The organism is Affinundibacterium macrobrachii, assembly GCF_014652415.1.
In the GTDB taxonomy this organism is placed as follows: domain Bacteria; phylum Pseudomonadota; class Gammaproteobacteria; order Burkholderiales; family Burkholderiaceae_D; genus Undibacterium; species Undibacterium macrobrachii.
Genome location: NZ_BMYT01000004.1, coordinates 258,791 through 285,067 on the forward strand (window position 1 = coordinate 258,791; position 26,277 = coordinate 285,067).

Genomic DNA, 26,277 nt, shown 5'->3' on the forward strand with positions numbered 1-26,277 from the left:
AACGCATGGATATTTTATATTTGCTAGTTCCGCTCAGCGTGATCTTAGTGTTTGCAATTGGTGTTGTATTTTGGTGGGCATTAAATCATCGCCAATTCGAAGAGCTCGATGAAATCGGGCAAAGTATTATTGACGACAAAGATGCCTAAGCAGTTTATCGTCTATCATCTTCCGCTAAAATTTGTTGCGCAAGTTGTTGATAAGCAGAATCTGAATTGTCGCTAATTTGGTAGACCTTAGCCTGCTGAATTAAAGCAAAATTGCGTGCGATGGCTTTTTGATAGGCTGGATCATAATGCTTCAGTAGTAGTTGCGCGATCAACTCTTCTGTCTGTTTTTGCTTGGCAAGTTCTGACCATAAATGAATTTGTTCTTTTCCATGTAGGTTGGTCAGGCAAGCAAGCTGTTCACTCAATAGTTGGTTGTCTTCGATGAAGTGGCGATAGTCTTCGCTCAGTAGTGCGATACGATTTGCTAATGATAATTGTAATTGTATGCAAGCTGATCGTCGCATGCTCTCCATCATCGCATCTGGCACACGTAAATCGCCAACTTTCTTGCTCTCTGCTTCAACATAAATCGGTTTGCTGAAGTCAAACTGTCGCAGCTGTTGCCAAATGGCGGTTTCAAAATATTTTTGTGATGGCTGCTGGTTGTCCGGTAGCTTGCCGAGTACCGAGCCACGATGTTGCGCTAGTTGTTCGAGGTCGATGACTTGTGCGCCCTGTATTCTTAATTGCTGAAGTAGTCGACTTTTGCCAGTACCAGTCTCGCCACACAAAACGACCCAATTCGCCTCAGCGGCTAATTCTGGCAATTGCTGATTGACGAAGCGCCGATAGGCTTTGTAGCCGCCATCAAGCTGCATCGCATGCCAACCAATCTTTGCCAAAATATGTGTCATCGAGCCACTACGATTACCGCCGCGCCAGCAGTAAATCAGTGGTTTCCATTCCTTAGGCTTATCGAGAAAAAGTTGTTCGATATGTTGACCGATGTTTTTCGCCACGAGTGCAGCACCGATTTTTTTTGCTTCAAATGGACTGACTTGTTTGTACGTGGTGCCGACTTTGATTCGCTCAGCATTATTTAAAACGGGGCAATTGATTGCACCGGGAATGTGATCTTCTGCAAATTCATCTGGGCTGCGAACATCGATAATGCAATCAAAAGTAGATAGCGATGGATAGGCCAGTTCGAAACTGATTAAACGCGAATTACTCAAAATGGACTCATTTCCTCAGTAATTTTTGTAATGGTCCCCATACATTTTCTAGCATGGTGGGGTGTGCTTCAGCCGTTAAATGAATGCGATCAGGCTGAAACATTTCTGGTTTGTCGGCGACCCCTTTAAGAAAGAAAGGAACTAACGCGGATTGTGTTTCTTTGGCTAATTTGGCGTACATAGAGAAGAACTTATCTGTATATGCTTTGCCGTAATTTGGTGGAATTTGCATCGCGACTAATAAGGGTTTTGCTTTGCTTGCTTTCGTCATATTCAACATATCTCGGAAATTTTGTTCAGAGACATTGAGGTCTAACCCGCGTAAAGCGTCATTGCCGCCTAGTTCAATAATAACGATATTCGGTTGATGGATTTTTAATAACGCACCTAAGCGAGTTTTTCCACCGCTACTAGTTTCACCGCTGATGCTGGCATTGATGACGCGCGCATTTATTTTTTTCTCTTGCAGCTTTTTTTCTAGCAAAGCGACCCAACCTGTACCACGTGTCAGCCCGTATTCTGCGGATAAACTATCGCCAAGCACAAGTATAGTTTTTGGTGCAGAATGCGCATGTCCTGTCATGAGTAAACCGAGAACGACAAAAAAAACTGCGCTGAAGATGTTCAGTGTTTTCTTAAAATTTAAACGCATAAATCTAACATGAGCCTTTCTAATCAAAGCAGTATTCCAGCTATTAATGTCAAGAATCTGAGCAAGCGCGTGGCTGATGCGACAGGTGAATTGACTATTCTACATAATATCGAGTTTTCTGTTGCAGCGGGTGAGACTGTCGCGATTGTTGGTGCATCAGGTTCTGGAAAGTCGACCTTGCTAGGCATTTTAGCTGGATTAGATACGCCAAGTGAGGGCACGGTTGAACTTGGTGGTGTCGATATTTTCGCCTTAGATGAAGACGGTCGAGCACTATTACGTAAAAGTCAGCTTGGTTTTGTGTTTCAGTCGTTTCAATTATTAATGCATTTGAATGCGCTTGAAAACGTTATGTTACCGATGGAATTGCGTGGCGATAAAGATGCGAGGTCAAAAGCAGAACAGATGTTGGCGAAAGTGGGACTGTCTAGTCGTCTTAAACACTATCCAAAATATTTGTCAGGTGGAGAACAGCAGCGTGTTGCCTTGGCGCGTGCTTTTGTGACAGAGCCACCTTTGTTGTTTGCAGATGAACCGACAGGTAGTTTAGATGCAGCGACGGGTGAAGCCGTGATTCAATTGATGTTTGAACTGAATCGTGAACGTGGTTCAAGTTTGGTGTTGGTGACTCATGACCTATCGATTGCGGCGCGTTGTGGACGCACAATTTCTATCGCAGCAGGACGATTAGCTTAGTGTGAGTGTCAACTTCTGAGTTGTTCGAAATGAAAAGCTCAAAGCGATTGCTTTGAGCTTTTGTTTTTAGAAGCGATAAGTCGCGACGGAAAATATAGTCACGGGTGTACGTTGTGTGACAAATGGATTTTTGCTCGGTGAGTTGAGGATATGACGAGCACTGATACCTGTAGATAAGGTCCAGTTGGTATCAATATTCCAATTCCAGCTACTGCCAATTCGTAATTCAGGTCGATTAAATTGATTGGAATTTAATGACAAGAAATTTTGCGATTGACGCCAGTCCTGCATGGCAAGACTATTTTTAGACAAATTCGCAGGGGTGTTCCAATTCACACTAAAAACTGCGGTTAGCTCATGTCTTTTATTGAATACACGATTCGCTTTTGCTGCCAAACTCAGACGTGCACCATTTTGTTTACCAATCCCATACGACACCGATGAGCCCAACGAGAAATTTGACGTAAGTTTGTAGTCGAGAAAAGCGCTAGTGGAGAAATTTGTTTGGGGTGCTGAGTTACTTGGTTTTTCAAATAGATCATCGAAAGAAGAACCAACTTGACGCTCTGTATCAAAGCTGATGCCATAATCTAACTTACCAGCTTTGGAAAAATGGACTGTGCTCTTATTTGTTTGACTCACAAATAGTCCGGCTTTGTTTTGCTTTACCGGCGTATAACTAGCATCAAAAGGCGAGCTCATCGCGATGGTTTGTGTGTAACGTACGCCTGCGAGCGGTACTTGCTGAGATGGATAGACTGCCGCTGCCGTAGAAAACTGCCCAGAGCGGAAATTTTGCGCATGCGCAGCAGAAGATGCGATTCCAAGCATGCCCAAAATTAATAGATAAGCCGTTTTATTCATGATCTAGACTCTCGTTAAATATGCATCCAAGCGAAAGCAGCGATACCTAATCCAGCTGCTGCAACACTATACGATGTGTATTCTAACCATTTTTTCTTTGTTAAAAGCGCAATTGCTGCCAAAGAAATAGCTATTTGTACTGCGGTCATTGCTTGTGCCCAGCGATGATGCTGATGCAATGCCGCATCAGAAGCTTTTTCTAATTCTACTACTCGTTGTTCAAAAGCTTCAGCTTCTTTTTTGATTTGATCTTTTTCGGCCTTATATCGTTCAATTTCTGTCTCATATTTTTTCACATCGCTTGCAGGCAAAAGCAGGGCCAATTCTGCTAAGTTTTGTTTACTTGATTTTGCTTGGTAGTGACTCCAACGATTCGATGCTTCAGTTTTGTTGATGGCAGCACTATTTTTTAGCATGGCTGCCGTATTTTGGGTCGCACCACCTTCGTAGCCAAGCAAGGCACCCACTGTTGCCATGATCGCTGTCATAACTGCAATCTTGCTTGAAAAAATATCATTGCTATGTGCTGCATGTTCTAATTCATGGTCATGTGGGCCATGCACATGAAAACCGTGTCCTGCCATTTTGATTCCTATTTTCTTGTATATGAAACAATCGCATAAGGCAAATTAGTGCTTTCTGCGACAAAATCTTGTCGTTGATCTTCTTGCCAGCTGTTGCGATCAATTTCAGGAAAGAAGGCATCGCAATCAAATTGTGCTTGAATTTCTGTCACGATGAGTTTTTGCGCTTGCGCTATCGCTTGTTGATAGATCTGCGCGCCACCAATCACAAACGCTTCTTCACCTTCACTGTGATCTATGGCTTCTTTGATTGAACCAACACAGGTTACGCCATCATGTCGCCAATCTGGGTTGCGGCTCACCACGATGTTTTTTCGATTTGGCAGCGGCCGACCAATTGATTCGAAGGTTTTTCTACCCATGATGATGGTGTGACCAGAAGTCGTACGTTTAAAGTGTGCTAAGTCTTCTGGTAAATGCCAAGGTAGTTGATTATTGATGCCGATCCCATTTTTTTTATCGGTAGCAACGATGAGAGTCAAAGTGGTCATAATTTTGCAAACTTAAACAGCAACTGGTGCTTTGATATGGGGATGGAATTGATAATTCTCAATCACGAAATCTTCAAATTTATAATCAAAAATACTTTCTGGCTTACGTGAAATTGTTAGTGTTGGTAAGGGATGGGGGGCGCGTGATAATTGTTCTTCGACTTGTTCCATGTGATTGCTGTACAGATGACAGTCACCTCCAGTCCAAATAAAGTCCCCAACTTGCAGATCAGTTTGTTGTGCGACCATATGTGTCAATAATGCATAGGAGGCGATATTGAATGGAACTCCAAGAAAAATATCCGCACTACGTTGATATAACTGGCATGACAGCTTGCCATCGGCAACATAAAACTGGAAAAAAGCATGACAAGGTGGGAGCTTCATATTTGGAATTTCTGCCACATTCCAAGCAGACACGATCAGGCGTCTTGAGTCAGGGTTCGATTTAATTTGTTCAATCAGTTGCGCAATTTGATCGACATGACCGCCATTGGGTAACGGCCAGCTACGCCATTGAGAACCATAGACTGGACCTAAATCACCATTCTCATCAGCCCAATCATCCCAAATAGATACGCCATTTTCTTTTAAATAAGCGATATTGGTTGACCCAGCTAAAAACCAGATAAGTTCATGAATAATAGAGCGTAAATGCAGTTTTTTTGTGGTCACCAATGGGAAGCCTTGGCTTAAATCAAATCGCATTTGGTAGCCGAAAACCGAGCGCGTACCAGTGCCAGTTCTATCTGTTTTTATGTGCCCATGCTGTTGTACATGACGCATCAAGTCGAGGTATTGTTGCATTCTATTTGGCTCTTCAAGTCATTAAAATTTGAGAGAATATGGAGTGTAGAACAACAATGCCTTGTGGTTGAAACCGACAAGGCATTGTTGGGTTGATTTGCGTTAGTATAACAGCCACGCTTAACTTAAGTGTCGATAATCTGTCCTACGTGTTCGGTGCTGCCTGGCGCCACCAATGGAATTGACATTTCAAAGCGGGCGCCATGATTTGGCTCGCTGGTGACTTTAATTTCTCCACCAAGCACATTGGTGATGATATTAAACGTAATACTTAATCCTAAGCCGCTTCCACCTTTGCCAAACTTCGTTGTGAAAAATGGTTCGAAAATGCGTTTAATAATATTCGGTGGAATGCCTTTACCAGAATCTTCAAAAACGATCAGAACGTGATCACCCTGACGCCTTGCCATACAACGCATATAGCCTTGGCTCATCCCATCAAGTCCATGTACTACCGCGTTATTGACTAGATTACTAAACACCTGACCCAAGGGACCGGGATAGCTATCGAGTTCAATATCATCTGGAATATCCAATTCCAAAGTATAGGGCGTTTTACGCAAACTTGAATGCAATAATGCAGCCAATTCTTGGAATACTACAACTAAGGTAAATTTCCGTCGCTGCGCGCTAGATTGATCGACGGCGACCTGCTTGAAATCACCAACCAATTGCGCTGCTTGTTGTAAGCCTCGCATTAACAATTTGCTCGATTCTGTTGCCGCTTCAACATAATGGCTTAAATCCGATCGGCGCATAGTGCCATCCGTCATTGCTTTGCCAATTTGACGCGTTTCATCACTTAAAGTGCTTGCCACTAATAGGCAATTACCTAGCGGTGTATTCAATTCATGCGCAACACCGGCAACCATAGAACCAAGTGCCGCCATGCGTTCAATCCTTGCTAACTCATTCTGTGCGCTATTAACACTAGCTAATGCGGCCTCTAAATGATGATTGGCGTTTTCCAGTTCTTGTGTGCGCTGGCGAACTTTCGATTCGAGTGTGCCTGAATACTCGAGCAATTGTTGATTCTTGATTTCCAACTCATTGAATGATCTCTGTAACGCCTGTCGGGTTGCTTCAAGACTGACCGCTAAATGTCCAATTTCATCTTTGCGATCAAATGAGATGACTTCGTTTAATTCACCGTTCGCTAACAGATCGGATTTTTCGATCAAATCTTTGATCGGTCTAACCAAGCGCCATTGCAATACGATGTAAATACAAATTACGGACAATAAAAAGGACGTTGCGGTAACGAAAATGGCGCGATAAAAGTTGTCGCGAATTTCAGTTCGCATAATTTCTTCAGTAAATGTGAGTTGCACTTCACCGATTACTTGCTCACCGTGCGAGATCGTGCGTGATTTTGTTCTATATGGACCTTGTTGCGTATCTTTTCGCGAATTGGTAATGAAGGTTTTTTTGTCCGGCAGGGTAATGACATGGATTTCCGAAACATTTGGATTCGAAAATACCACATCACTGGATTGCTTTGCGATCTCGGGCGTGATTTGCCACACCGGTTCACTCAAGATGACTGCGAGAATTGCTGCTGAACGTTGATGATCGTCTTCAAGTTTTTTGAGACTGTCTGCTTCAATCGTATCTAGTTGGAGGGGAATTAAAATCGAGGATGTGACTAAAAGACCGAAGAAAACTGCAAGAACAACCGCAAGCCGTAAAGTAATACGACTAAATATCGAAGAAATGAAAGACGGGGGATTCATTACTTACGCTCCTTCTTTCAATTGGCATTGGCTTAGCAGCATATGTCGTCTCTCGTGACACAGAATTCTTGGCCATGGCAGCTTATGAATCGTGCGTGGTTTACAGGAAAGAGGTTTTATTCGTGGTTTTTTATAAGAAACTGTTTCTGATGGTAAAAGGTTTTAGTCATTTGCACAAGTGAGAGAAGCTCACTTGTGCAGATTCATTTCTTGCATGATGCAAAAACAGACAAATTTGCTTGCCAGAGCCTAATTAAATAAAAAAATGATATAACTAGATTCAATGATTCTCACGTGCGTGATTGATCGTATATTTCGGAATTTCTATCGTGATGTCTTCGTTACCAAGTTTGACTTGGCAAGATAGGCGTGAGGTAGCTTCTAAGCCCCAAGCGGCATCCAACAAATCTTCTTCATCATCAGATGACTCATTCAGCGTGTTAAAACCTTGGCGAACTACCACGTGGCAGGTGGTGCATGCACAAGACATTTCACAAGCATGTTCAATTTCAACTGCATTCTCTACCATTGCTTCACACAGAGACTTGCCTTCTTCGACCTCAATGGTTTTGCCAGATGGGCAGAGTTGTGCGTGCGGTAATATCGTGATTTTTGGCATGATGGATTCTTCTATTGATTCTTAAATTGTCAACGTTGTCTTGTTTAAGCTTAGTTTATTCAAACTCTGTTAGATTTTTTCCAGCTAGCGCACTGCGTACACTTTGGTCCATACGACGTGCGGCGAACTCTTCGGTACCATCTGCCAACGCGGTGATACTTGCTTTAATCGCGTCGTGGTCATTGCTTGATTTTGTCTCGCGTAAGTTTTGGATGAGGGCTTCGATCTGTTGTAATTCTGTTGCGTTTAATAATTGCTTGTCGCTCGCTAATGCCGATTCGATAGCGAGCAATAAACGATCAGCCTCGACTTGTTCTTCGCGCAAAGCACGTGCTTGCATGTCTGTCTCGGAGGAGCTGAATGAATCTTGCAGCATGCGTGCAATATCATCGTCTGCTAAACCGTATGATGGTTTGACGACGATAGACGCTTCGACACCCGAGCGCATTTCGCGTGCGGAGACGGACAACAAACCATCGGCATCGACTTGATAGGTGATACGAATGCGTGCGGCACCTGCAGCCATTGGTGGAATTCCGCGCAATTCAAATTTCGCTAGGGAGCGACAATCGCTGACTAATTCGCGCTCACCTTGGACGATGTGAATTGCAAGCGCTGTTTGACCATCTTTAAATGTGGTGAATTCTTGCGCGCGCGCGCAAGGAATCGTGGAATTTCTAGGGATGACTTTTTCCGACAAACCACCCATGGTTTCGATACCGAGTGACAAAGGAATCACATCCAGCAATAACCAGTCATCGCCAGCAGCGCGATTTCCTGCCAATAAGTTAGCTTGAACCGCAGCACCAAGTGCGACCACTTTATCTGGATCGATATTGGCCAGTGGCGTCGTTTGGAAAAATTCACCGACCGCTTTACGTACATGTGGCATACGAGTCGCGCCACCAACTAACACCACACCATCGATATCATCGACAGTCAGCTTTGCATCGCGCAATACTTTGCGGCACGGTGTAATCGTTTTGATGACGAGATTTTCGGTAATCTCGGCAAAAATATTTTTCGTGATTTGAAGATGAACTACATCGCCCGTCGATAATTTGGCATCGATATAGGTAGATGTTTGAGTCGATAAAATTTCTTTGGCTTCACGTGCTTTGACCATCAATACGCGGGTGTCAGCATCGTTCAGTAAGGACAGGCCCGCTTCCTGCAAAATCCAGCAAAATAAACGATGATCAAAATCGTCGCCACCCAAGGCGGAATCGCCACCGGTGGATAAGACTTCGAACACACCTTTACTCATGCGCAAAATCGAAATGTCGAAGGTTCCACCACCTAAATCATAAACTGCGTAGATGCCTTCTGAACCATTGTCGAGACCATAGGCAATCGCCGCAGCGGTCGGTTCATTAAGCAATCGTAAGACATTTAAGCCAGCTAGCTTGGCAGCATCTTTAGTCGCTTGGCGCTGTGCATCATCGAAGTAAGCTGGGACGGTAATCACCGCGCCGACCAAATCATCTCCTAGAGCGTCTTCTGCTTGCTGGCGTAAAGTAGCAAGAATTTGTGCTGATACTTCGACCGGGCTCTTGATGCCAGCGACCGTTTTCAATTGCACCATACCAGGTTCATCATGAAAATCGTAAGGCAAATTTTCGGCATGCGCGATATCTTTTAAACCGCGCCCCATAAAACGTTTGACTGAGACGATGGTATTTTTAGGATCAGTCGTTTGTTCTGCCTGCGCTTTGTAACCGATGTGTGCATGACCGTTCGGTAAATAGCGAACCACCGAAGGAAGCAAGGAACGTCCTTCTTCATCGTTGAGAATCTCAGGGATACTGTTGCGCACCGTGGCAACTAAGGAGTTGGTGGTTCCTAGATCGATACCCACTGCCAAGCGATGTTGGTGTGGTGCTGTCGACATGCCGGGTTCTGAAATTTGCAGTAATGCCATAATCTTGTCGTGAAGAAGGCGCAAGGCGCCATCGGTTTGGGTTAATCTTAGTAAGGTGCTTGAATCACAAAGTCGATCTGACCTTAAAGTAGCTATCTAGCGGCTTATCAACTAATTGTTCTGCGCAATATTCAGTAAGGTTTTTGAGACTTATTTGGAGCTCATTCGTCAAAAGCGGCGATATCGGTCAAAAATTTTTCTAAAAACAAGCAAGTGCGAATTTCTTGGGCTGCGGTTTGAAAATCACCTTGTTTAATCGCTTTTCCCGCATTTTCGGTTTGTGCCTTTAAACCTGCTTGTACTTCTTTTTCTAGCCGCATCATCGCTGCCATATCATGACCGTGACGTGCATCGTCGAAAGCCTCACGCCATTCCATTTGCTGCATTAGAAAACTCGCAGGCATGCTGGTGTTCGACTCAGTTTGCAAATCCACGCCGTTTAAATTGCACAAATAGGTCGCGCGTTTCAACGGGTCTTTTAAAGTTTGATACGCCTCATTCGCTTGTGTCGCCCACTGCATTGCGACGCGCTTTTCCGCGTCACCGGCTTGCACAAATTTGTCGGGATGGACACGTGATTGCACTTCGCGATAAGCCGTATCGAGTTGTGTTCTATCGAGCTCAAATTGCATAGGCAAATTGAACAACGCGAAGTGATTTTGCATCGTCATTCTGAATTCGCCTTGGCTTAAATGCGGAAACTCTCGCCACAACCGCATTCGTCTTTGACGTTGGGGTTGTAGAATTTAAAGCCTTCATTTAAGCCTTCGCGGGCGAAATCTAATTCAGTACCATCGATGTAAGGCAGACTTTTTGGATCGACGAACACTTTCACGCCGTGCGACTCGAAGATTTGATCTTCGTTGCCCATCTCATCGACATATTCTAATTTATACGCCATGCCTGAGCATCCGGTGGTGCGAACGCCGAAGCGTAAGCCTATGCCTTTGCCACGACGCTCCATATAACGGATGACGTGCTTTGCTGCTTTTTCTGTCAGAGTAATCGCCATGATCTATCCACATTGCGCTAAAGCTGCGCGAAAAATAAGTTGAATAAAATTATTCAGCGCTATGTTTGTTTTTGTAATCGAGTACGGCTGCCTTGATTGCATCTTCTGCCAAAATAGAGCAGTGAATTTTGACTGGTGGCAGGGCTAATTCTTCCGCGATTTCGGTGTTCTTAATGCTCAATGCTTGGTCTAAAGTTTTGCCTTTGACCCATTCAGTCACCAAGGAAGAGGACGCAATCGCAGAACCACAGCCATAAGTTTTGAACTTGGCGTCTTGAATCACACCATCCGCACCAACTTTAATCTGTAATTTCATCACGTCGCCGCAAGCTGGCGCACCAACCATGCCCGTACCAACGGAGTCATCACCTTTTTCAAATGCGCCTACGTTGCGTGGATTCTCGTAGTGATCCAATACTTTTTCTGAATATGCCATGATAAAAATTCCTTTTATAAGCTGCTAAGTAATAGTTTTTGCTTCATTTACACAAAAATATGAACCTGCTAAAAATTCAATCATTGGGATGCAGAGCAAGCCGCGAACCGCAGCAATACGTCGGTATTGCGAGGATTCGTAACGCCGATATTCGCCCAATTATTGGATTTGAAGTGGTGTTCATTAATGGGCTGCCCATTGAATTGTCGAAATGTCGATGCCGTCTTTGTACATATCCCACAATGGTGACAGCTCGCGCAATTTGCCGACTTTGGATTTCAAGAGTTCTATCGTGAAGTCGATGTCTTCTTCAGTCGTAAAACGGCCAATAGTGAAACGAATCGAGCTGTGTGCTAATTCATCGCTGCGACCTAAAGCACGTAAAACATAGGATGGTTCCAAGCTTGCAGAAGTGCAAGCAGAGCCAGAAGAGACCGCAATGTCTTTAATCGCCATGATCAAGGATTCACCTTCGACATAATTGAAACTCACGTTCAAGTTATGCGGAACGCGATGATCCATATCACCGTTAATGTACGTTTCTTCGATCTCACTTAGACCTTTAGACAAACGATCGCGCATGGCACGAATGTGCGCCAATTCGCTAGTCATTTCTTCTTTTGCGATACGGAACGCTTCGCCCATACCAGCGATCTGGTGTGTCGCTAATGTGCCAGAACGCAAGCCGCGTTCGTGGCCGCCACCGTGCATTTGCGCTTCTAAACGGACGCGTGGCTTACGGCGCACATACAATGCACCAACGCCTTTTGGTCCATACGATTTATGAGCAGAGAAGGACACCAAATCGACTTTAACTTTTTCCAAATCGATCTCGACTTTGCCGGTTGCTTGTGCTGCGTCGGAATGGAAGATAATGCCTTTTTCGCGGCATAATTCGCCGATTTCAGCGATAGGTTGAATCACGCCGATTTCATTGTTAACCCACATTACTGAGACCAAGATCGTATCTGGGCGAATCGCTTCTTTAAGCTGTTCGATAGTGATTAAGCCATTGTCCTGAGGTTGCAAATAAGTCGCTTCGAAACCTTGACGTTCAAGTTCACGTACTGTATCTAACACTGCTTTGTGTTCAGTCTTAACGGTAATGATGTGCTTACCCTTACCTTTGTAAAACTGTGCCGCACCTTTCAACGCCAGGTTATTACTTTCAGTAGCGCCCGAGGTCCAAATGATTTCACGTGGGTCCGCATTGACTAAAGCCGCTACATGATTACGCGCTGTTTCTACCGCTGCTTCAGCATCCCAGCCATAAGCGTGGCTGCGTGAGGCAGGATTGCCAAATTGCGCACGCAAATACGGAATCATGACATCCGCGACACGTGGATCAACCGGCGTTGTCGCCGAGTAATCCATGTAGATAGGGAAGTGCGGTGCTTTGAGCGTATCGATCAAAGATTTTGTTAGCGGTACGGATGCTTGTGTGTTTGCAGCAGTCATTCAAAACTCCAAATTTTAGGAAATAGTGCGTTCGGCATGGCCGTGGCGAACGATAACAACAGGTTTATCTTGGACTTTTTGCTTTTGTTGATTGACCAAGTCTTGTAAAGAAACGGAGTCGAGATAATCGACCATTTTGGCATTCAGGTTTGCCCACAAATCATGAGTCATGCAGTGAATGCCGTTGTCATGATCGCTACCGTGGCAATTTCCTTTGCTGCCGCATTGCGTCGCATCTAGTGGTTCATCGACGGCGATAATGATGTCGGCAACCGTAACGTTTTGCGCTTTGCGTGCTAAATGATAGCCGCCACCTGGCCCACGTACCGATTCAACGATTTCATGACGACGTAGCTTGCCGAATAATTGTTCAAGATAGGATAAGGAAATATCTTGGCGCTGGCTGATGCCTGCCAACGTGACTGGTCCATTGTCTTGACGTAAGGCAAGATCGATCATGGCTGTTACAGCAAATCGGCCTTTAGTAGTGAGACGCATGAGTCAATACTCCAAACTTGTTGAAATTTGTCGGAATTGCGCTTTGAATAAACTTTAATCCCGAGCATTTGACTCAAGTATAGCAAACTTGAGTAATCTTGTCAGGTACTGCTTATTTTTGCGGGATTGGCGCATGGTCGAGGGAAGGGCGGGCGAATTGATCAATTCGCCCTGTGTCGAGATGGCTTTAGAAGTCAAACTGTCCCGAGATTTTATAGGTGCGCGGTGCGCCCGGGAATAAATAGCCACCCAAACTTTGCGTTACATCACGCCAATAGAATTTATTAAAAGCATTATTAATATCGAAGCGGAAGGTGCTGACTACACCTTGAATTTGGGTGGTGTAGCGCGCTCCTAGATTCACGACATTAAATCCAGGTACGGTAACTTTGTTATCTGGGCTAAATGACTTGCTGCCAGAGTATTGCCAAGAGGCGGTCAAGTGCGTACCAGGCCAAGCAGCTAGAGCGTAATCGGTGTAAATCGTCGATTTGAAATTGGGGACATTGGTCACGCGTTTGCCTTCTATGCTGGCGTCTCCCGTATTGTTTTGACGTGCATTTAAGGCGGTGGCGCTTAAACCTAACATCCAATTGCTGGCTAGATTGCCTTGTGCGGCGATTTCAAGGCCACGATGTTCTGCTTCGCCGGCGCTCACAAACATGTTCGTCGCATTCGTGTATTCGAGTGGTTTCGTGATGCGGAAAATGGCTGCGGAAACATTCAAATCGCGATCAATCGCCGATTTCACGCCGAATTCGATTTGCTTGGATTTGCCTGCGTCGAGCATTCTATTCTCGTTGCTGGTGCCGATAGGGGCTACACCGCCATGCTCTAATCCTTCACTCAGACTGAGGTAGGTGTTGGTTGAATGTGTTGCTTTCAATACGAGGGCAGCGTTTGGCAAATTGTAAGATTGTTCGAAGTTTGGGCTGCCTAATTGTGCTCGATCGACATTTAGATGTCGTAATCCTAAATGCAAATCGAGTGCGTCGCTAAGCTTGACGATATCCTGCACGAAAACAGAGCGCTCTTTGTCGGTGCGGCGTAACAATACAGGCCCAGTTTTGCCTGCTGTCTGAGGAACCATCACTGGATGAAAGACATTGCTGCTTCCAGCATAATCATATAAATAGTCGCCATAATAGTCACGTCGTTGTGAGCTCGATGCGCCAAATGCAATGCGATGCTGCACTTCGCCTGTGAAGAACTTGCCGCTAGCAATCACCTGAAGGCCGCGCAGTTTTTTTGTTTCTCCGGTGCTTTGATAGTCATAGACATCATAGTCACCGTTTGCACAATACCCAGGAAACAGTTCTTGCGCTCTACATCCGTAAGGGAAGGCAGTGAAGTCATCGCGTTTGAATTCGTGTGCATTGGCTGCGATTTCTGTGGTCCAATTTTGATTGATTTGATATTCGAATCGCAGACCGAGATTACTGCTTTTTGTGTCGACAGGCTTAACCCAGTTTTGGTTGTTTAGCATCATGTCGGCTTTGATGCCGCGCGGTAGATCTTTGCCATCAAATAATTGAAAGCCTGGAACCGAAATTTGCGATTTATGCTGATAGTCGGCGTCGATTTGAAAAAGCGCTTGTGGACTAATTTGCCAATTAAATGCGAATCCGGCAAATTGGCGTTCTCCATCGGCACCTTTGACATATGAGCGTAACTTTTCAATCGCAGCATTGATGCGATAACCAAACTGTTTATCATCCGTTTTGCCACCTAAATCAACGGCGCCATACAAAGTGCCGCGTTCGCTCGCTTCCAGTGTCGTTGAGCGCACTAATGAATTGGTGGGGCGTTTTGTGACGTAATGAATGATGCCGCCAGGAGTGGTGAAGCCGGACTGCAAACCACTGATGCCTTTGAGAATTTCGAGTCGCTCTTTATTTTCTAATGGGATTGAGGCGTCACCAGGAATGGCGAATCCGTCTTTGCGATAGCTGGACGAATTGTCTAGTGTAAAGCCACGAATTGAAAATTGTTCTGCATAGCCAACTGCATTATAGGCATCGCTGACGCTGGCATCGAATTTCATCGCGTCACTCGTTTGGCGCACGCGCAGATCTTGTAATTGGCTAGCGGAAAAAACATTTAGCGCTAATGGAGTGTCTTGAATATTGATTGCAATAAATCCACCGACTTTGCTGGAATCTACCTTGCTACTGCGACTAGCGCTGACAACAACTTCTTGTAATATTTGTTCTTGGCTTTGCGCGAACGCATTGCTACCAATTGCAAGCAATTGTGTAATGGCGATGGTGATGAGGCTAAAACGAAAACGTGGGTTTGGCATGATCAACTCTTCTACTTGGTTGTGTCTAGACGAGCCAAGCAAAAGAGGGCGGATGAGCAGAGTCATCTTGCGCTTCCCTTCGCTGGCATTATCCAGATCAGGTTCAAGGGACTATCTCACCCGTACACTGTCGTACAGGACCCCTAGCGAAGACGAGACTTTAACATAAAACTGCTTTGAGGGTTTTGTGGATGGGCAGTTATAGTGCTTGAGTGAAAATAAAAAAAGCCTTGTATTTCTACAAGGCTTTTTATTTGGCTCCCCGACCTGGACTCGAACCAGGGACCTGCGGATTAACAGTCCGTCGCTCTACCGACTGAGCTATCAGGGAATAGAAGAATAAACTTCTAAAACTTTACTGCAGCAACGATGAGGTTGCGATCTTGCGAATTCTGTGGCTCCCCGACCTGGACTCGAACCAGGGACCTGCGGATTAACAGTCCGTCGCTCTACCGACTGAGCTATCAGGGAACAGAGACAAACATTATAGGGAGCTTTCCTAATCTTGTCAAAAGTTTTTAGGCCGAGAGTTCATTTTTATGAGTGATAAAAGTTTTATTTCGTCTCGATCGATCTGCTCAGATTTTTTTTCGGTTCTTAATCAATGTTCTACACGTTAGCGAATTGTGCGGTGGAATGTGTAAGTGTAAACTTCGGATACAAGAATACTGATAATATATACAGCTTGCAATTACTTGCTTGAATCGTAGCCTGTGTTTTGCGACAAAAACGAATGTATTTCTATAGCAGAGATGTAAATCTGGGTCTTACCCCTGACGAGATAATAGAGAATTGGTTTAATTATGAGTGACTTGCAGTCAGTTCCTTCCAATGATAATGAGGCGAAATTTGTGACATTTCCAGATTCGCCGTATCAACTATGTCAAATATTTCCCCCTGCTGGTGATCAACCGACAGCGATCGCGCAGTTGGTAGAGGGAATAGAAGATGGTTTGTTTTTCCAGACTTTACTTGGCGTGACAGGCTCGGGTAAAACCTACACGATGGCAAATGTGATTGCACGCACAGGACGTCCTGCCATTATTTTTGCGCCAAACAAGACTTTAGCTGCTCAGCTCTACAGTGAGTTTAAAGAGTTCTTTCCGCGGAATGCGGTCGAGTATTTTGTCAGTTACTACGATTACTACCAGCCGGAAGCTTATGTGCCGCAGCGCGATTTATTTATTGAGAAAGATTCTGCGATTAATGAGCACATTGAGCAAATGCGCTTGTCCTGCACCAAATCATTGATGGAACGACGCGATGTGATAATCGTGGCGACCGTCTCTGCGATTTACGGTATTGGTAATCCCAACGAATATCACAAAATGATTTTGACTTTGCGCGCTAAGGACAAACTAAGTCAACGCGATGTAATTGCGCGTTTGATTCAGATGCAGTACACGCGAAATGAAGTGGATTTTGGTCGCGGAACTTTCCGCGTGCGCGGTGATACGATTGATATTTTCCCAGCAGAACATGCTGAACTTGCAGTGCGTTTAGAAATGTTTGACGATGAAGTGGAGAGTATTGCGTTGTTTGATCCTTTGACCGGGCGCATCAAACAAAAAATTCCACGTTTTACTGTGTATCCAGGTTCGCATTATGTAACGCCGCGTGAGACTGTTTTGCGGGCGATCGAAACGATTAAAGAAGAGTTGCGCGAACGCTTGGATTTCTACCGTCGTGAAAACAAATTGATTGAAGAGCAGCGCATAGAGCAGCGTACGCGTTTTGACTTAGAGATGATGGCGGAAATCGGCTTTACCAAAGGTATTGAAAATTATTCACGTCACTTGAGTGGCGCAAAACCAGGTGAGCCGCCGCCGACTTTGGTCGATTATTTGCCCGCCGATGCACTAATGTTTCTTGATGAATCACACGTACTCACAGGCCAATTAAGTGCGATGTATAACGGCGATCGTTCACGTAAAACCAATTTGGTCGATTACGGATTTCGCTTGCCGTCAGCCTTGGATAATCGCCCGCTCAAGTTTGAAGAATTTGAGAGTAAGATGCGTCAAACTGTGTTTGTGTCAGCGACGCCAGCAGAATACGAAAAGCAACATTCAGATCAAGTGGTGGAACAAGTGGTGCGCCCAACAGGCTTAGTTGATCCGCGCATTGAAGTTCGTCCTGCATTGACGCAGGTAGATGACTTAATGAATGAAATCACAGAACGTGTGAAGCAAAATGAACGCGTGTTGGTGACGACATTGACCAAGCGGATGTCTGAACAATTGACTGAATTTTTAGGTGATAACGGCGTCAAAGTGCGTTATCTGCACAGTGATATCGATACGGTGGAGCGCGTCGAAATTTTACGTGATCTCCGGCTCGGAGCTTTCGATGTGCTGGTCGGGATTAACTTATTGCGAGAAGGATTGGATTTGCCTGAGGTTTCTTTAGTCGCAATTTTAGATGCAGATAAAGAAGGCTTCCTACGTTCGGAGCGTAGCTTGATTCAAACGATAGGTCGTGCCGCGCGAAATCTCAATGGTACGGCGATTCTGTATGCAGATCGCGTCACTGATTCTATGCGTCGAGCGATCGATGAAACTGAGCGTCGCCGTGCCAAACAGATCGCATTTAATGCCGCGAACAATATTACGCCGGCAAGCATCAATAAAAAGATTAAAGATATTATTGATGGAGTATATAACCCGCAAGAAGCGCGCGATGATTTGATGGTTGCGCAAGAGCAGGCCAAGTACGAGGCGATGAGTGAGAAGCAAATTAGTAAAGAAATTAAGCGTCTTGAAAAACTGATGCTTGATCATGCGAAAAATTTAGAATTTGAGCAGGCAGCTAAAGTACGTGATCAATTGGCTATCTTGAAGGAGCAATTATTTGGTGCAGGTGGGCATGATAATGTGACCTCAATTTTGGGGCGTTAACCAGTCAATATTTTCATTAAATTGCGAAGAATAAAAAAGCCGGACTTATCCGGCTTTTTTACGTTTTAAATGCAGTTCGATAGCGATTTAGCCTTCCGCTATTCGCTTCGCAATATGCGCCAATGCTTCTTCCACCTGATCAATCAAAATGAGGCATAAGTCACCTTCACCTAAAGTGGATAGTGCAGTATCAATCGCGATAAATTCACCATTGATTTCTTTGATATCTGTCGTACGTTTTGCGTTTGCTAAACCTGAGCGCAGGAGGGCGACGACCTCACCATCGGCACGGCCGCGCTGACATTGATCTTGATACAAAATAACTTGATCAAAAGCGTTGCCGAGGATTTCGGTTTGCTGACGGATATCTTGATCACGGCGATCGCCGGCGCCACTAATTACCACTGAACGACGATTGCCCGGCATGCTTTCGACAGCTTGAACTAGTGCGGTAATTGCATCAGGATTGTGACCGTAGTCTGCAATCAAAGTTGCGCCGCGATAGTTGAAGACGTTAAAGCGTCCTGGTGCGTTATCGCTATCGTTCATAAAAGTTTTTAAGCCTTTGCGAATCGCGTCCCAGCTAATGTTGGTCGCCCACGCTGCAGCAACCGATGCCATCACATTTTCAACTTGGAAGCCTATTGTGCCGTTACGCGTGATTGGTACTTCTGACAGTGGAATACGTTGAGTCAGCTTGCCTTCGACAGCCACGATTTCATTGTTTTCAATGAACACAACGCGATGTCCTTTGACGCGATGTGCTGCCATGATAGGTAAATTACTATCAACAGCAAAGAAGGTAACAGCACCAGTACAATTATTCGCCATACCCGCAACAATTGGATCGGCCGCATTCAGAACTGCAACGCCATTGTCGGCCACGTTTTGTACGATGACACGTTTGAGTACGGCCAAATCTTCAACGGTTGTGATGTAATTTAAACCTAGATGATCGCCCGAACCAATATTGGTGACGACCGCCACTTGGCAACGATCATATGCCAGACCTTCGCGTAATACACCGCCGCGAGCAGTTTCGAATACTGCTGCATCGACATCGGGATGTGATAAGACATTGCGAGCACTGCGTGGACCGCTGCAATCGCCACTATCAATTTGACGGCCTTCGACATAAACACCATCGGTGTTGGTCATGCCGGTGCGTAAGCCGCTGGTGGTTAACAGATGAGCGATTAGACGTACTGTCGTTGTTTTGCCATTTGTACCCGTGACCGCGATAATAGGTATACGACCATCATCACCATCAGCAAACATTGCAGCAACGATGGCTTCGCCAACTGCTCGGCCTTTGCCGAACGAAGGCGATAAATGCATGCGTAAGCCTGGTGCAGCATTGACTTCAACAACGCCACCATTTTGTTCTTCGATCGGTTTTAAGACACTGTCGCAAACTACGTCGACACCACAAATATCTAAACCTACCATTTGCGCAGCTGCGACTGCGCGTGCGGCTACTTCTGGGTGAACATCATCGGTAACGTCTGTTGCCGAGCCACCAGTAGATAAGTTGGCATTATTGCGTAACACCACGCGCGTGCCTTTTGCTGGCACGGAGTCTGCGTTGTAGCCTTGCTTGGCGAGGCTCGCTAGTGCAATATCATCAAAGCGAATTTTGGTGAGCGATGTCGCGTGGCCACTGCCACGACGTGGATCTTTATTCACTTGCTCAACCAATTCGCGCACCGAGTGGGTGCCATCACCAACGACTTGTGGTGGGTCGCGACGTGCAGCGGCAACCAATTTGTTGCCAACTACTAGCAAGCGGAAGTCATTGCCTGGTAAATAGCGTTCTACCAGTATGTCATCACGGAATTCAGCCGCTGCGATGTAAGCAGCTTCTAATTGTTCACGCGTTGTGACGTTGACCGTAACACCTTTTCCTTGGTTGCCATCTTTTGGCTTCACTACTACAGGTAAGCCAATTTCTACGGCGATATTCCACGCATCCTCAACATTAAGTGCGGTTCGACCAAGTGGAACGGGTACGCCTGCAGCATCTAATAAGGTTTTGGTCAGTTCTTTGTCTTGTGCGATTGCTTCAGCGATGGCACTTGTGCCATCCATCTCAGCTGCTTGAATTTTTCTTTGTTTACTACCCCAGCCAAATGTCACCAAGCTGCCGCTAGTTAAACGGCGGTAGGGAATATTACGTGCAACCGCTGCATAAACGATTGATCCAGTTGATGGGCCTAAACGTAAGTCTTCATCAAGCTCACGTAATTCATTTAATGCCGAGGCTAAATCAAAATGGCTGTTGTTGAGTGCCGCATTGCATAATTTTTCTGCGAAATCAAAAGCCAAGCGACCAACGTCTTCTTCGGAGTATTCGACCACAACTTGAAAAATACCCGCTTCTAAAGTTGGTGTTGTTCTACTGAATGTCACAGGGCAGCCCGCTTGTGCTTGCAATGCCAGTGTAGCTAATTCAAATACGCGTGCTAGAGGAATTGCATCATCGTGGCCAGTCGCTTGTAATGGGCCAATCTCAGGAAATAAAGCGCGCAAGCGAGACTCGAAATCAGGAATCGCATTGATTGATAATTCCTCAGGTGTGCAACGAACGATTGCTTCCACCGCAGTGTGGTGACTCCAGAGGTTAGGGCCACGCAAGGCCCTGATTCGTGAAACTTCCATAAACCTTTATCCTATCTCTGGGCAGTTTGCCCAAAATGTCTGTGTGTGATTTCGCTTGTTGAGCAAAAATCTAATTTTGAGTCAGCGTTTTTTTAATAATGTTTTTTTGGCGGATTTGAATCAAAATTCCGGAGTGCTGCAGCGATGACATCTGGTGATATATCCAATGCCCACGCAGCGGCGACTGCGGCCATAATCGTTTCTGGCTGTTCTGCTTTGGATGGTTTTAAAGCAGAAAGCGCTAACAATTTTTGTTCGCTGTTGCCAGTGCCTAGAATAATTTCTTCATCACGTAAAAACACGGCGCGCTTGCCTAATTGCAGATGTTTGCAGATCGCAGCATTGTGTGTTGAAAGACCATAAAAAATCACTTCGCCATCCGACAACTCTGCTAACTCTTCTGCACTAGAAATGGCAGCATTAATGACAGCACATCCTTGTGGCAGTACCACATCAATTTGCGTGCGCATCACTTTAAACATTTGTTCTGCTTCGGTGATGTAATAGGCTGATAGATCGTTGTGTCCATCAATATCAGTAAGTACGCCTACCGTGCATTTGTCGTAAGCGAGACCGTCATTCAAAATACATTTTGCATTGGTTTCAAATACAGCCGCTTGTACATTGCGGTTTAATAACAAGCGTTGACCTGCGTTCCACGCGGTGCAATCGCTTTTTACTACTTGGCGTTGATCAAGGTATAAGCCGTCGGCGCAAGCAACACCTGTATATTTGCCTTCCATGCTCAGCATACTGCCAACCAAGCGAGAAATTAAACTAGTACCTTTGCTGCCAGCGATACCAATAATTGGCATGCGACCATTGTCTTCTGATCCAAATAGATGCTCGATGATGGCCGCACCAATATCACGAGCTTGGCCGACTGCGGGTTTGAGGTGAGAAAGTAAGCCTGGGCTGGCGTTGACTTCGATAATCGCGCCACCTTGTTCTTGTAATGGTTTGGAAATGTCTTGGCACACCAAATCGATGCCAGAAATATCTAAACCGACAATCCTCGTTGCTAGTGCAACTAAACGTTGGTTTTCAGGATGTACCTGATCGGTCACATCAATCGCCACATTGCCATTTGGTTGAATCAGAACACGTTGTTCAGCAGCGGGAATGGAATCAGCAGTCATGCCTTGACGTTTAAGGTCAAGAATAATTTCAGCGCTCTCGTCTGGCTTGACTAGACCGAGTGGGAATTCTTCAGTTTCACCTCGACGCGGATCGATATTGATTTGTTGTTCAACCAATTCTTTCACACTGGATTTACCATCGCCAATCACCCACAAGGATTCACCCTTGGCTGCTGCAACCATGCGATTGCCAACGACTAAGAGACGATGTTCGTCGCCGACGATATAGCGTTCAACAATCACGCTTGCGCTGTCACCTTCGGCAGATGCAATCTCATACGCTGCGGTGACATCTTCTTGGGTCATCAGATTTAGTGTAACGCCACGTCCATGATTGCCGTCATAAGGTTTAATTACCACTGGCAAACCAATGTCTTGTGCTTCTTCCCAAGCTTCTTCAGCGCTGCGTACTAAGCTTCCTTCTGGTACGGGAACGCCGCATGCTTTTAACAGCGACTTGGTCATATCCTTGTCGCTGGCGATGCTCTCAGCGATGGCGCTGGTTCGATCGGTTTCCGCCGTCCAAATGCGTCTTTGTCGAGCACCATGACCGAGTTGTACCAGATTACCTTCAGTTAGACGAATGAAAGGGATGTTGCGATCGGTTGCGGCGTCAACAATGTGTGCGGTACTTGGTCCCAGACAAAGTGAGTCAACCATATCTCGCAATTTTTCTAATTCGGTATCGAAGTCATACGCTTGATCCTCAATCATGGCCATGAGTAAATCACGTCCCATGTTGAGCGCAGCGCGTCCGACTTGTTCTTGACGCGTGCGAAACGCCATCTTATAAATGCCTTCGATATGCGTAGAGCGTGTTTGGCCGAAACCAGTACGCATTCCCGCCATATTTTGCAGTTCAAGAACAACGTGTTCAAGGATGTGGCCAACCCAAGTACCTTCTTTTAATCGTTCTAGAAAACCGCCTACTTCACCAACGCCACAACGATGTTGCATCAAGCCCGGCAAGCGTGCGGTTAATCTTTCGTATAAGCCGGGTAATTGATTTGAGGGAAGTTGTTCGAATTCGCCAATATCTAAGCAAACTTCGATGACAGGGCGATAAGTCCAAATATTAGGTCCGCGTAAATGCGAAATTCGGAGCGGCGTGATGTCTTTCTTTTTTGTAGTCATGAATGTCAATTTTAGTATTGAATAGTGAAATCACCATTCGCTTCAATTTTTAATTGGATTCCAATTTGTTTGGATTGCTTGGCATGATGAGTAACGTATCTTCGGCAAACTAGGCTGACACGCATTGTTAATTTCAGCAAAATTGAAAAAAACGCACCTATGCTTGCTGGTATACTTCTGCCAATTACCAAAACAAATAATCACCTTGATCTTGTTTTCCTGTCGACAGAATACCGTAATTTGTCGTTACAGTCATACAGCTTGATGCAATCTTCTACAGTTTTCATCAGCTTTGTTGATGAATAGCGCATTATCTCGTATGCATACGCAAAAATAAGTGCGGTTTTTTTAATATTTTGTTGGGGTTGCGCTTTTTTGGCGAACGCCCATCTATGGAGTTTTCTTTACGATGACAACAGCAACATTAGCGATCACTAGCGCAACTTCGAGTCTGCCTGAGGTATGGAAGGCAGAGTTGAGCTTGCAAATAGGGCAAGGAGAAACGCTTTTAAGTGCAGTGGAAACGGATCTTGATTCGAAATTGCGTTTTCAACGTGGATTGATCGTCGTCACTGATCAACGTCTGTTATCTAAATCGAGTGAGTCTTCTGAGTGGCAAAGCTGGTATTTCAAGCAAGGCCTACAAATGCGTCACCACGATCATGCTGGTGTCGGCCATTTGGAACTAGTTGATGCGAATAATTTGTTGGCGCATTGGCGTTTTACGCTAGGTCAAAACTTGCTGATTATGCGTTTGATGGATGCCTTCAATGAGCAATTACAAGTACGCTTGACTGGACGCCCAGTTGAGAAACCAGAACAGAATGTTTGTCCAAGTTGCAAAGCGATTTTGGAGGCGGATCAAGAAGAATGTCCAGTCTGTACCAAGGTTATTCATACGCCGCCATCGACATGGACTTTGTTCCGTCTGTGGCGTTTTGCTCGTCCATATAAGATTTCTTTGATCATCGGATTTACTTTGATGTTGTTAGGTACAGCGGCACATATGATTCCGCGTTACTTGACTAAGCCCTTGACGGATGAAGTGCTGATTCCTTATCAAAGCGGTAAGGTGGTGGAGACCTCCTTGGTCGCACTATATATAGGTGGTTTGCTCGGCGCAGCGATTCTGGCTTGGCTATTGAGTTGGGGTAAAACTTATATTTTGGCATTGGTGTCAGAGCGCATTGGTGCTGACTTACGCACCGCTACCTACGAGCATTTACTGAAATTATCTTTGGAATATTTTGGTAGCAAAAGAACGGGTGATTTGATGTCACGTATTGGTAGCGAGAGCGACCGAATCTGCGTGTATTTATCTTTACATCTGCTTGATTTTGCTACTGATGTCTTGATGTTTTTAATGACTGCAGCGTTTTTGTTGCAAATTAATGTGAAGCTGGCGCTGGTCACCTTGTTGCCATTGCCATTGATCGCATGGTCGATTCACATGGTTAGAGATCGCTTGAGAACTGGCTTTGAGAAAATCGATCGCGTCTGGGGTGAAGTAACGAATGTATTGGCGGACACAATTCCTGGGGTGCGCGTGGTAAAGGCGTTCGCACAGGAAAAACGTGAAGCGACGCGTTTCCGTGAAGCGAACAAACATAATTTAGCGGTCAATGATAAATTAAATAAAGTATGGTCTCTGTTCTCGCCTATCGTGTCATTTTTGACGGATATCGGAATTTTGGTGGTCTGGGCATTTGGTATTTGGCAAGTTGCTCATGCCGAAATCACTGTGGGTGAGTTAGTCGCTGCTATTGCCTTTATCAGCAATTTTTATGGCCGTATCGATTCCATGAGTCGTATCGTGTCAGTAACTCAGAAATCAGCATCTGCGGCAAAACGTATCTTTGATATTTTGGATCATGTCTCTAGTGTTCCAGAGCCAAAAAATCCGGTGAAAATTACCGAAGTCAAAGGACAGATTGAATTGCGTGAAGTGGGATTCCGTTATGGAAATCGCGCCGTCAATCGCAATGTGAGTTTAAACATTCAACCCGGAGAAATGATTGGACTTGTTGGACATAGTGGCTCAGGTAAAAGCACTTTAGTGAATTTGATATGTCGTTTCTATGATGTCGCCGAGGGTGCAATTTTGCTCGATGGTGTTGATATACGATCATTCGCGGTTGCTGACTATCGCAGTCATATTGGCTTGGTGTTACAAGAGCCATTCTTGTTCTTTGGTACGATTGCCGACAATATCGCTTATGGTAAGCCACATGCCACCAGAGAAGAGATTGTTGCGGCAGCCCGCGCTGCGCACGCGCATGAATTTATTTTGCGTCTGCCACAAGGCTATGACTCGATGGTTGGTGAGCGCGGTCAAGGATTGTCTGGCGGTGAACGTCAGCGTATTTCGATTGCACGGGCCTTATTGATCGATCCGCGCATTTTAATCATGGACGAGGCAACCGCGTCTGTCGACTCAGAAACAGAAAAAGAAATCCAAAAAGCACTTGATAATTTGGTCCAAGGTCGCACCACAATTGCGATTGCACACCGACTTTCAACTCTGCATAAAGCGGATCGACTGGTAGTGTTAGATCGAGGCGAGATCGTTGAAGTCGGTAATCATGATGACTTGATGGCAAAGCAGGGCGCTTATTTTAAATTGTATGAGGCGCAGGCGCGAAATGCTGCCGCGCTGGCAGTAGCGGGAGAATAAACATGACGACTTCATTTCAATTGGCACGAAATAGTTTTCGACAACTGGTACTGACTGATGCGAACGGTGTTGAACATGTCGATGTGCGACCAGTACGCGCTTTTCCAATTCAATCGCCAAATGACGGGATTTCTTTGGTTAAAGAAAATGGCGCAGAGCTTGCTTGGATTGATCATTTGGCTGATTTACCAGCAGCAATTCGCGACCTAATCACCGAAGAGCTTGAAGGTCGCGAATTCATGCCTGAAATCATAAAAATTGTGAGCGTTACTAGTTTTGCGACACCTTGCACTTGGCATGTTCAAACAGATCGTGGCGATACGAATTTTGTGCTTAAAGGCGATGAAGATATACGACGAATTGGAAAAGATTCTTTGTTAATCTCTGATAATCACGGCATTCTTTTTTTCGTCCGCAATATGTTTGAAATCGATAAGCACAGTCGAAAGATCCTAGATAGATTTTTGTAAGCGGGAT

22 protein-coding genes, 2 tRNA genes and 1 riboswitch are annotated in these 26,277 nt (G+C 45.2%); of the genes, 5 read left to right on the forward strand and 19 right to left on the reverse strand.

From position 1 onward, the window contains the following. The first annotated feature begins 5 nt into the window (after nucleotides 1-5). The gene (gene ccoS / locus IE103_RS13170) at nucleotides 6-149 is read left to right on the forward strand and encodes a cbb3-type cytochrome oxidase assembly protein CcoS (RefSeq protein WP_189346591.1); all 144 of its coding nucleotides are present in this window, start codon (nucleotides 6-8) and stop codon (nucleotides 147-149) included. Between the two features lie 5 nt (nucleotides 150-154). Here ccoS and mnmH read toward each other — a convergent pair whose 3' ends face one another. Then, a complete protein-coding gene (gene mnmH / locus IE103_RS13175; protein ID WP_189346592.1) occupies nucleotides 155-1,225 on the reverse strand; it encodes a tRNA 2-selenouridine(34) synthase MnmH in 1,071 nt (356 codons plus the stop codon). 7 nt (nucleotides 1,226-1,232) lie between these two features. After that, entirely contained in the window at nucleotides 1,233-1,877 is a 645-nt protein-coding gene (locus tag IE103_RS13180) for an arylesterase (RefSeq protein ID WP_189346593.1), read from the reverse strand. A 9-nt stretch (nucleotides 1,878-1,886) separates the two neighbouring features. Between IE103_RS13180 and IE103_RS13185 the strand changes: the two genes are divergently transcribed. Further along, nucleotides 1,887-2,573 carry an ABC transporter ATP-binding protein gene (locus tag IE103_RS13185; RefSeq protein WP_189346594.1) on the forward strand — a complete coding sequence of 229 codons (687 nt, stop codon included), beginning with the start codon at nucleotides 1,887-1,889 and terminating at the stop codon, nucleotides 2,571-2,573. Nucleotides 2,574-2,639: 66 nt separating this feature from the next. On the opposite strand, the gene IE103_RS13190 is transcribed toward IE103_RS13185, so the two are convergent. The 15 genes from IE103_RS13190 to IE103_RS13260 all read right to left on the reverse strand — a co-directional run bounded on the left by IE103_RS13190 (nucleotide 2,640) and on the right by IE103_RS13260 (nucleotide 15,769). Continuing rightward, the gene (locus IE103_RS13190) at nucleotides 2,640-3,437 is read right to left on the reverse strand and encodes a hypothetical protein (protein ID WP_189346595.1); all 798 of its coding nucleotides are present in this window, start codon (nucleotides 3,435-3,437) and stop codon (nucleotides 2,640-2,642) included. A 14-nt stretch (nucleotides 3,438-3,451) separates the two neighbouring features. Continuing rightward, nucleotides 3,452-4,021, reverse strand: a complete 570-nt coding sequence (locus IE103_RS13195; protein WP_189346596.1) for a DUF4337 domain-containing protein — start codon at nucleotides 4,019-4,021, stop codon at nucleotides 3,452-3,454. Nucleotides 4,022-4,029: 8 nt separating this feature from the next. Then, nucleotides 4,030-4,512 (reverse strand): dihydrofolate reductase, encoded by a 483-nt coding sequence (locus tag IE103_RS13200; protein ID WP_189346597.1) that lies wholly within the window; start codon nucleotides 4,510-4,512, stop codon nucleotides 4,030-4,032. Nucleotides 4,513-4,524: 12 nt separating this feature from the next. Continuing rightward, entirely contained in the window at nucleotides 4,525-5,319 is a 795-nt protein-coding gene (locus tag IE103_RS13205; protein WP_189346598.1) for a thymidylate synthase, read from the reverse strand. Between the two features lie 125 nt (nucleotides 5,320-5,444). Continuing rightward, nucleotides 5,445-7,052 carry a sensor histidine kinase gene (locus IE103_RS13210; RefSeq protein ID WP_189346599.1) on the reverse strand — a complete coding sequence of 536 codons (1,608 nt, stop codon included), beginning with the start codon at nucleotides 7,050-7,052 and terminating at the stop codon, nucleotides 5,445-5,447. A gap of 280 nt (nucleotides 7,053-7,332) precedes the next feature. Then, entirely contained in the window at nucleotides 7,333-7,671 is a 339-nt protein-coding gene (gene fdx / locus IE103_RS13215) for an ISC system 2Fe-2S type ferredoxin (protein ID WP_189346600.1), read from the reverse strand. Between the two features lie 55 nt (nucleotides 7,672-7,726). Next, nucleotides 7,727-9,592 (reverse strand): Fe-S protein assembly chaperone HscA, encoded by a 1,866-nt coding sequence (gene hscA, locus IE103_RS13220; protein ID WP_189346601.1) that lies wholly within the window; start codon nucleotides 9,590-9,592, stop codon nucleotides 7,727-7,729. A gap of 161 nt (nucleotides 9,593-9,753) precedes the next feature. After that, nucleotides 9,754-10,257 carry a Fe-S protein assembly co-chaperone HscB gene (hscB, locus tag IE103_RS13225; RefSeq protein WP_189346766.1) on the reverse strand — a complete coding sequence of 168 codons (504 nt, stop codon included), beginning with the start codon at nucleotides 10,255-10,257 and terminating at the stop codon, nucleotides 9,754-9,756. 23 nt (nucleotides 10,258-10,280) lie between these two features. Beyond that, the gene (gene iscA, locus IE103_RS13230) at nucleotides 10,281-10,604 is read right to left on the reverse strand and encodes an iron-sulfur cluster assembly protein IscA (protein WP_189346602.1); all 324 of its coding nucleotides are present in this window, start codon (nucleotides 10,602-10,604) and stop codon (nucleotides 10,281-10,283) included. A 49-nt stretch (nucleotides 10,605-10,653) separates the two neighbouring features. Further along, nucleotides 10,654-11,040: a Fe-S cluster assembly scaffold IscU gene (gene iscU / locus IE103_RS13235; RefSeq protein ID WP_189346603.1), complete on the reverse strand. Its 387-nt coding sequence runs from the start codon at nucleotides 11,038-11,040 to the stop codon at nucleotides 10,654-10,656. Between the two features lie 183 nt (nucleotides 11,041-11,223). Then, nucleotides 11,224-12,498 carry an IscS subfamily cysteine desulfurase gene (locus tag IE103_RS13240; protein ID WP_189346604.1) on the reverse strand — a complete coding sequence of 425 codons (1,275 nt, stop codon included), beginning with the start codon at nucleotides 12,496-12,498 and terminating at the stop codon, nucleotides 11,224-11,226. A 15-nt stretch (nucleotides 12,499-12,513) separates the two neighbouring features. Next, nucleotides 12,514-12,996 (reverse strand): Fe-S cluster assembly transcriptional regulator IscR, encoded by a 483-nt coding sequence (iscR, locus tag IE103_RS13245; protein ID WP_189346605.1) that lies wholly within the window; start codon nucleotides 12,994-12,996, stop codon nucleotides 12,514-12,516. A 187-nt stretch (nucleotides 12,997-13,183) separates the two neighbouring features. Further along, nucleotides 13,184-15,364 carry a TonB-dependent siderophore receptor gene (locus IE103_RS13250; protein WP_229827278.1) on the reverse strand — a complete coding sequence of 727 codons (2,181 nt, stop codon included), beginning with the start codon at nucleotides 15,362-15,364 and terminating at the stop codon, nucleotides 13,184-13,186. After that, nucleotides 15,356-15,453: riboswitch (TPP riboswitch) on the reverse strand. Its footprint overlaps the gene before it by 9 nt. A 100-nt stretch (nucleotides 15,454-15,553) precedes the next feature. Beyond that, nucleotides 15,554-15,629 (reverse strand) — tRNA-Asn (locus IE103_RS13255). A gap of 64 nt (nucleotides 15,630-15,693) precedes the next feature. After that, nucleotides 15,694-15,769, reverse strand: a tRNA-Asn gene (locus IE103_RS13260). A gap of 332 nt (nucleotides 15,770-16,101) precedes the next feature. Between IE103_RS13260 and uvrB the strand changes: the two genes are divergently transcribed. Then, the gene (gene uvrB, locus IE103_RS13265; protein WP_189346606.1) at nucleotides 16,102-18,195 is read left to right on the forward strand and encodes an excinuclease ABC subunit UvrB; all 2,094 of its coding nucleotides are present in this window, start codon (nucleotides 16,102-16,104) and stop codon (nucleotides 18,193-18,195) included. An 87-nt stretch (nucleotides 18,196-18,282) separates the two neighbouring features. Here uvrB and cphA read toward each other — a convergent pair whose 3' ends face one another. Then, complete coding sequence (gene cphA / locus IE103_RS13270) at nucleotides 18,283-20,853, reverse strand: cyanophycin synthetase (RefSeq protein ID WP_189346607.1); 2,571 nt, start codon at nucleotides 20,851-20,853, stop codon at nucleotides 18,283-18,285. 92 nt (nucleotides 20,854-20,945) lie between these two features. After that, on the reverse strand, nucleotides 20,946-23,126 hold the full coding sequence (locus tag IE103_RS13275; RefSeq protein ID WP_189346608.1) for a cyanophycin synthetase: 2,181 nt from the start codon (nucleotides 23,124-23,126) through the stop codon (nucleotides 20,946-20,948). Nucleotides 23,127-23,535: 409 nt separating this feature from the next. On the opposite strand from IE103_RS13275, the gene IE103_RS13280 reads away from it, so the two are divergent. Next, a complete protein-coding gene (locus IE103_RS13280) occupies nucleotides 23,536-25,800 on the forward strand; it encodes a cyanophycin metabolism-associated ABC transporter (RefSeq protein WP_189346609.1) in 2,265 nt (754 codons plus the stop codon). A gap of 2 nt (nucleotides 25,801-25,802) precedes the next feature. Continuing rightward, complete coding sequence (locus IE103_RS13285; RefSeq protein WP_189346610.1) at nucleotides 25,803-26,270, forward strand: cyanophycin metabolism-associated DUF1854 family protein; 468 nt, start codon at nucleotides 25,803-25,805, stop codon at nucleotides 26,268-26,270. Nucleotides 26,271-26,277: the final 7 nt, after the last annotated feature.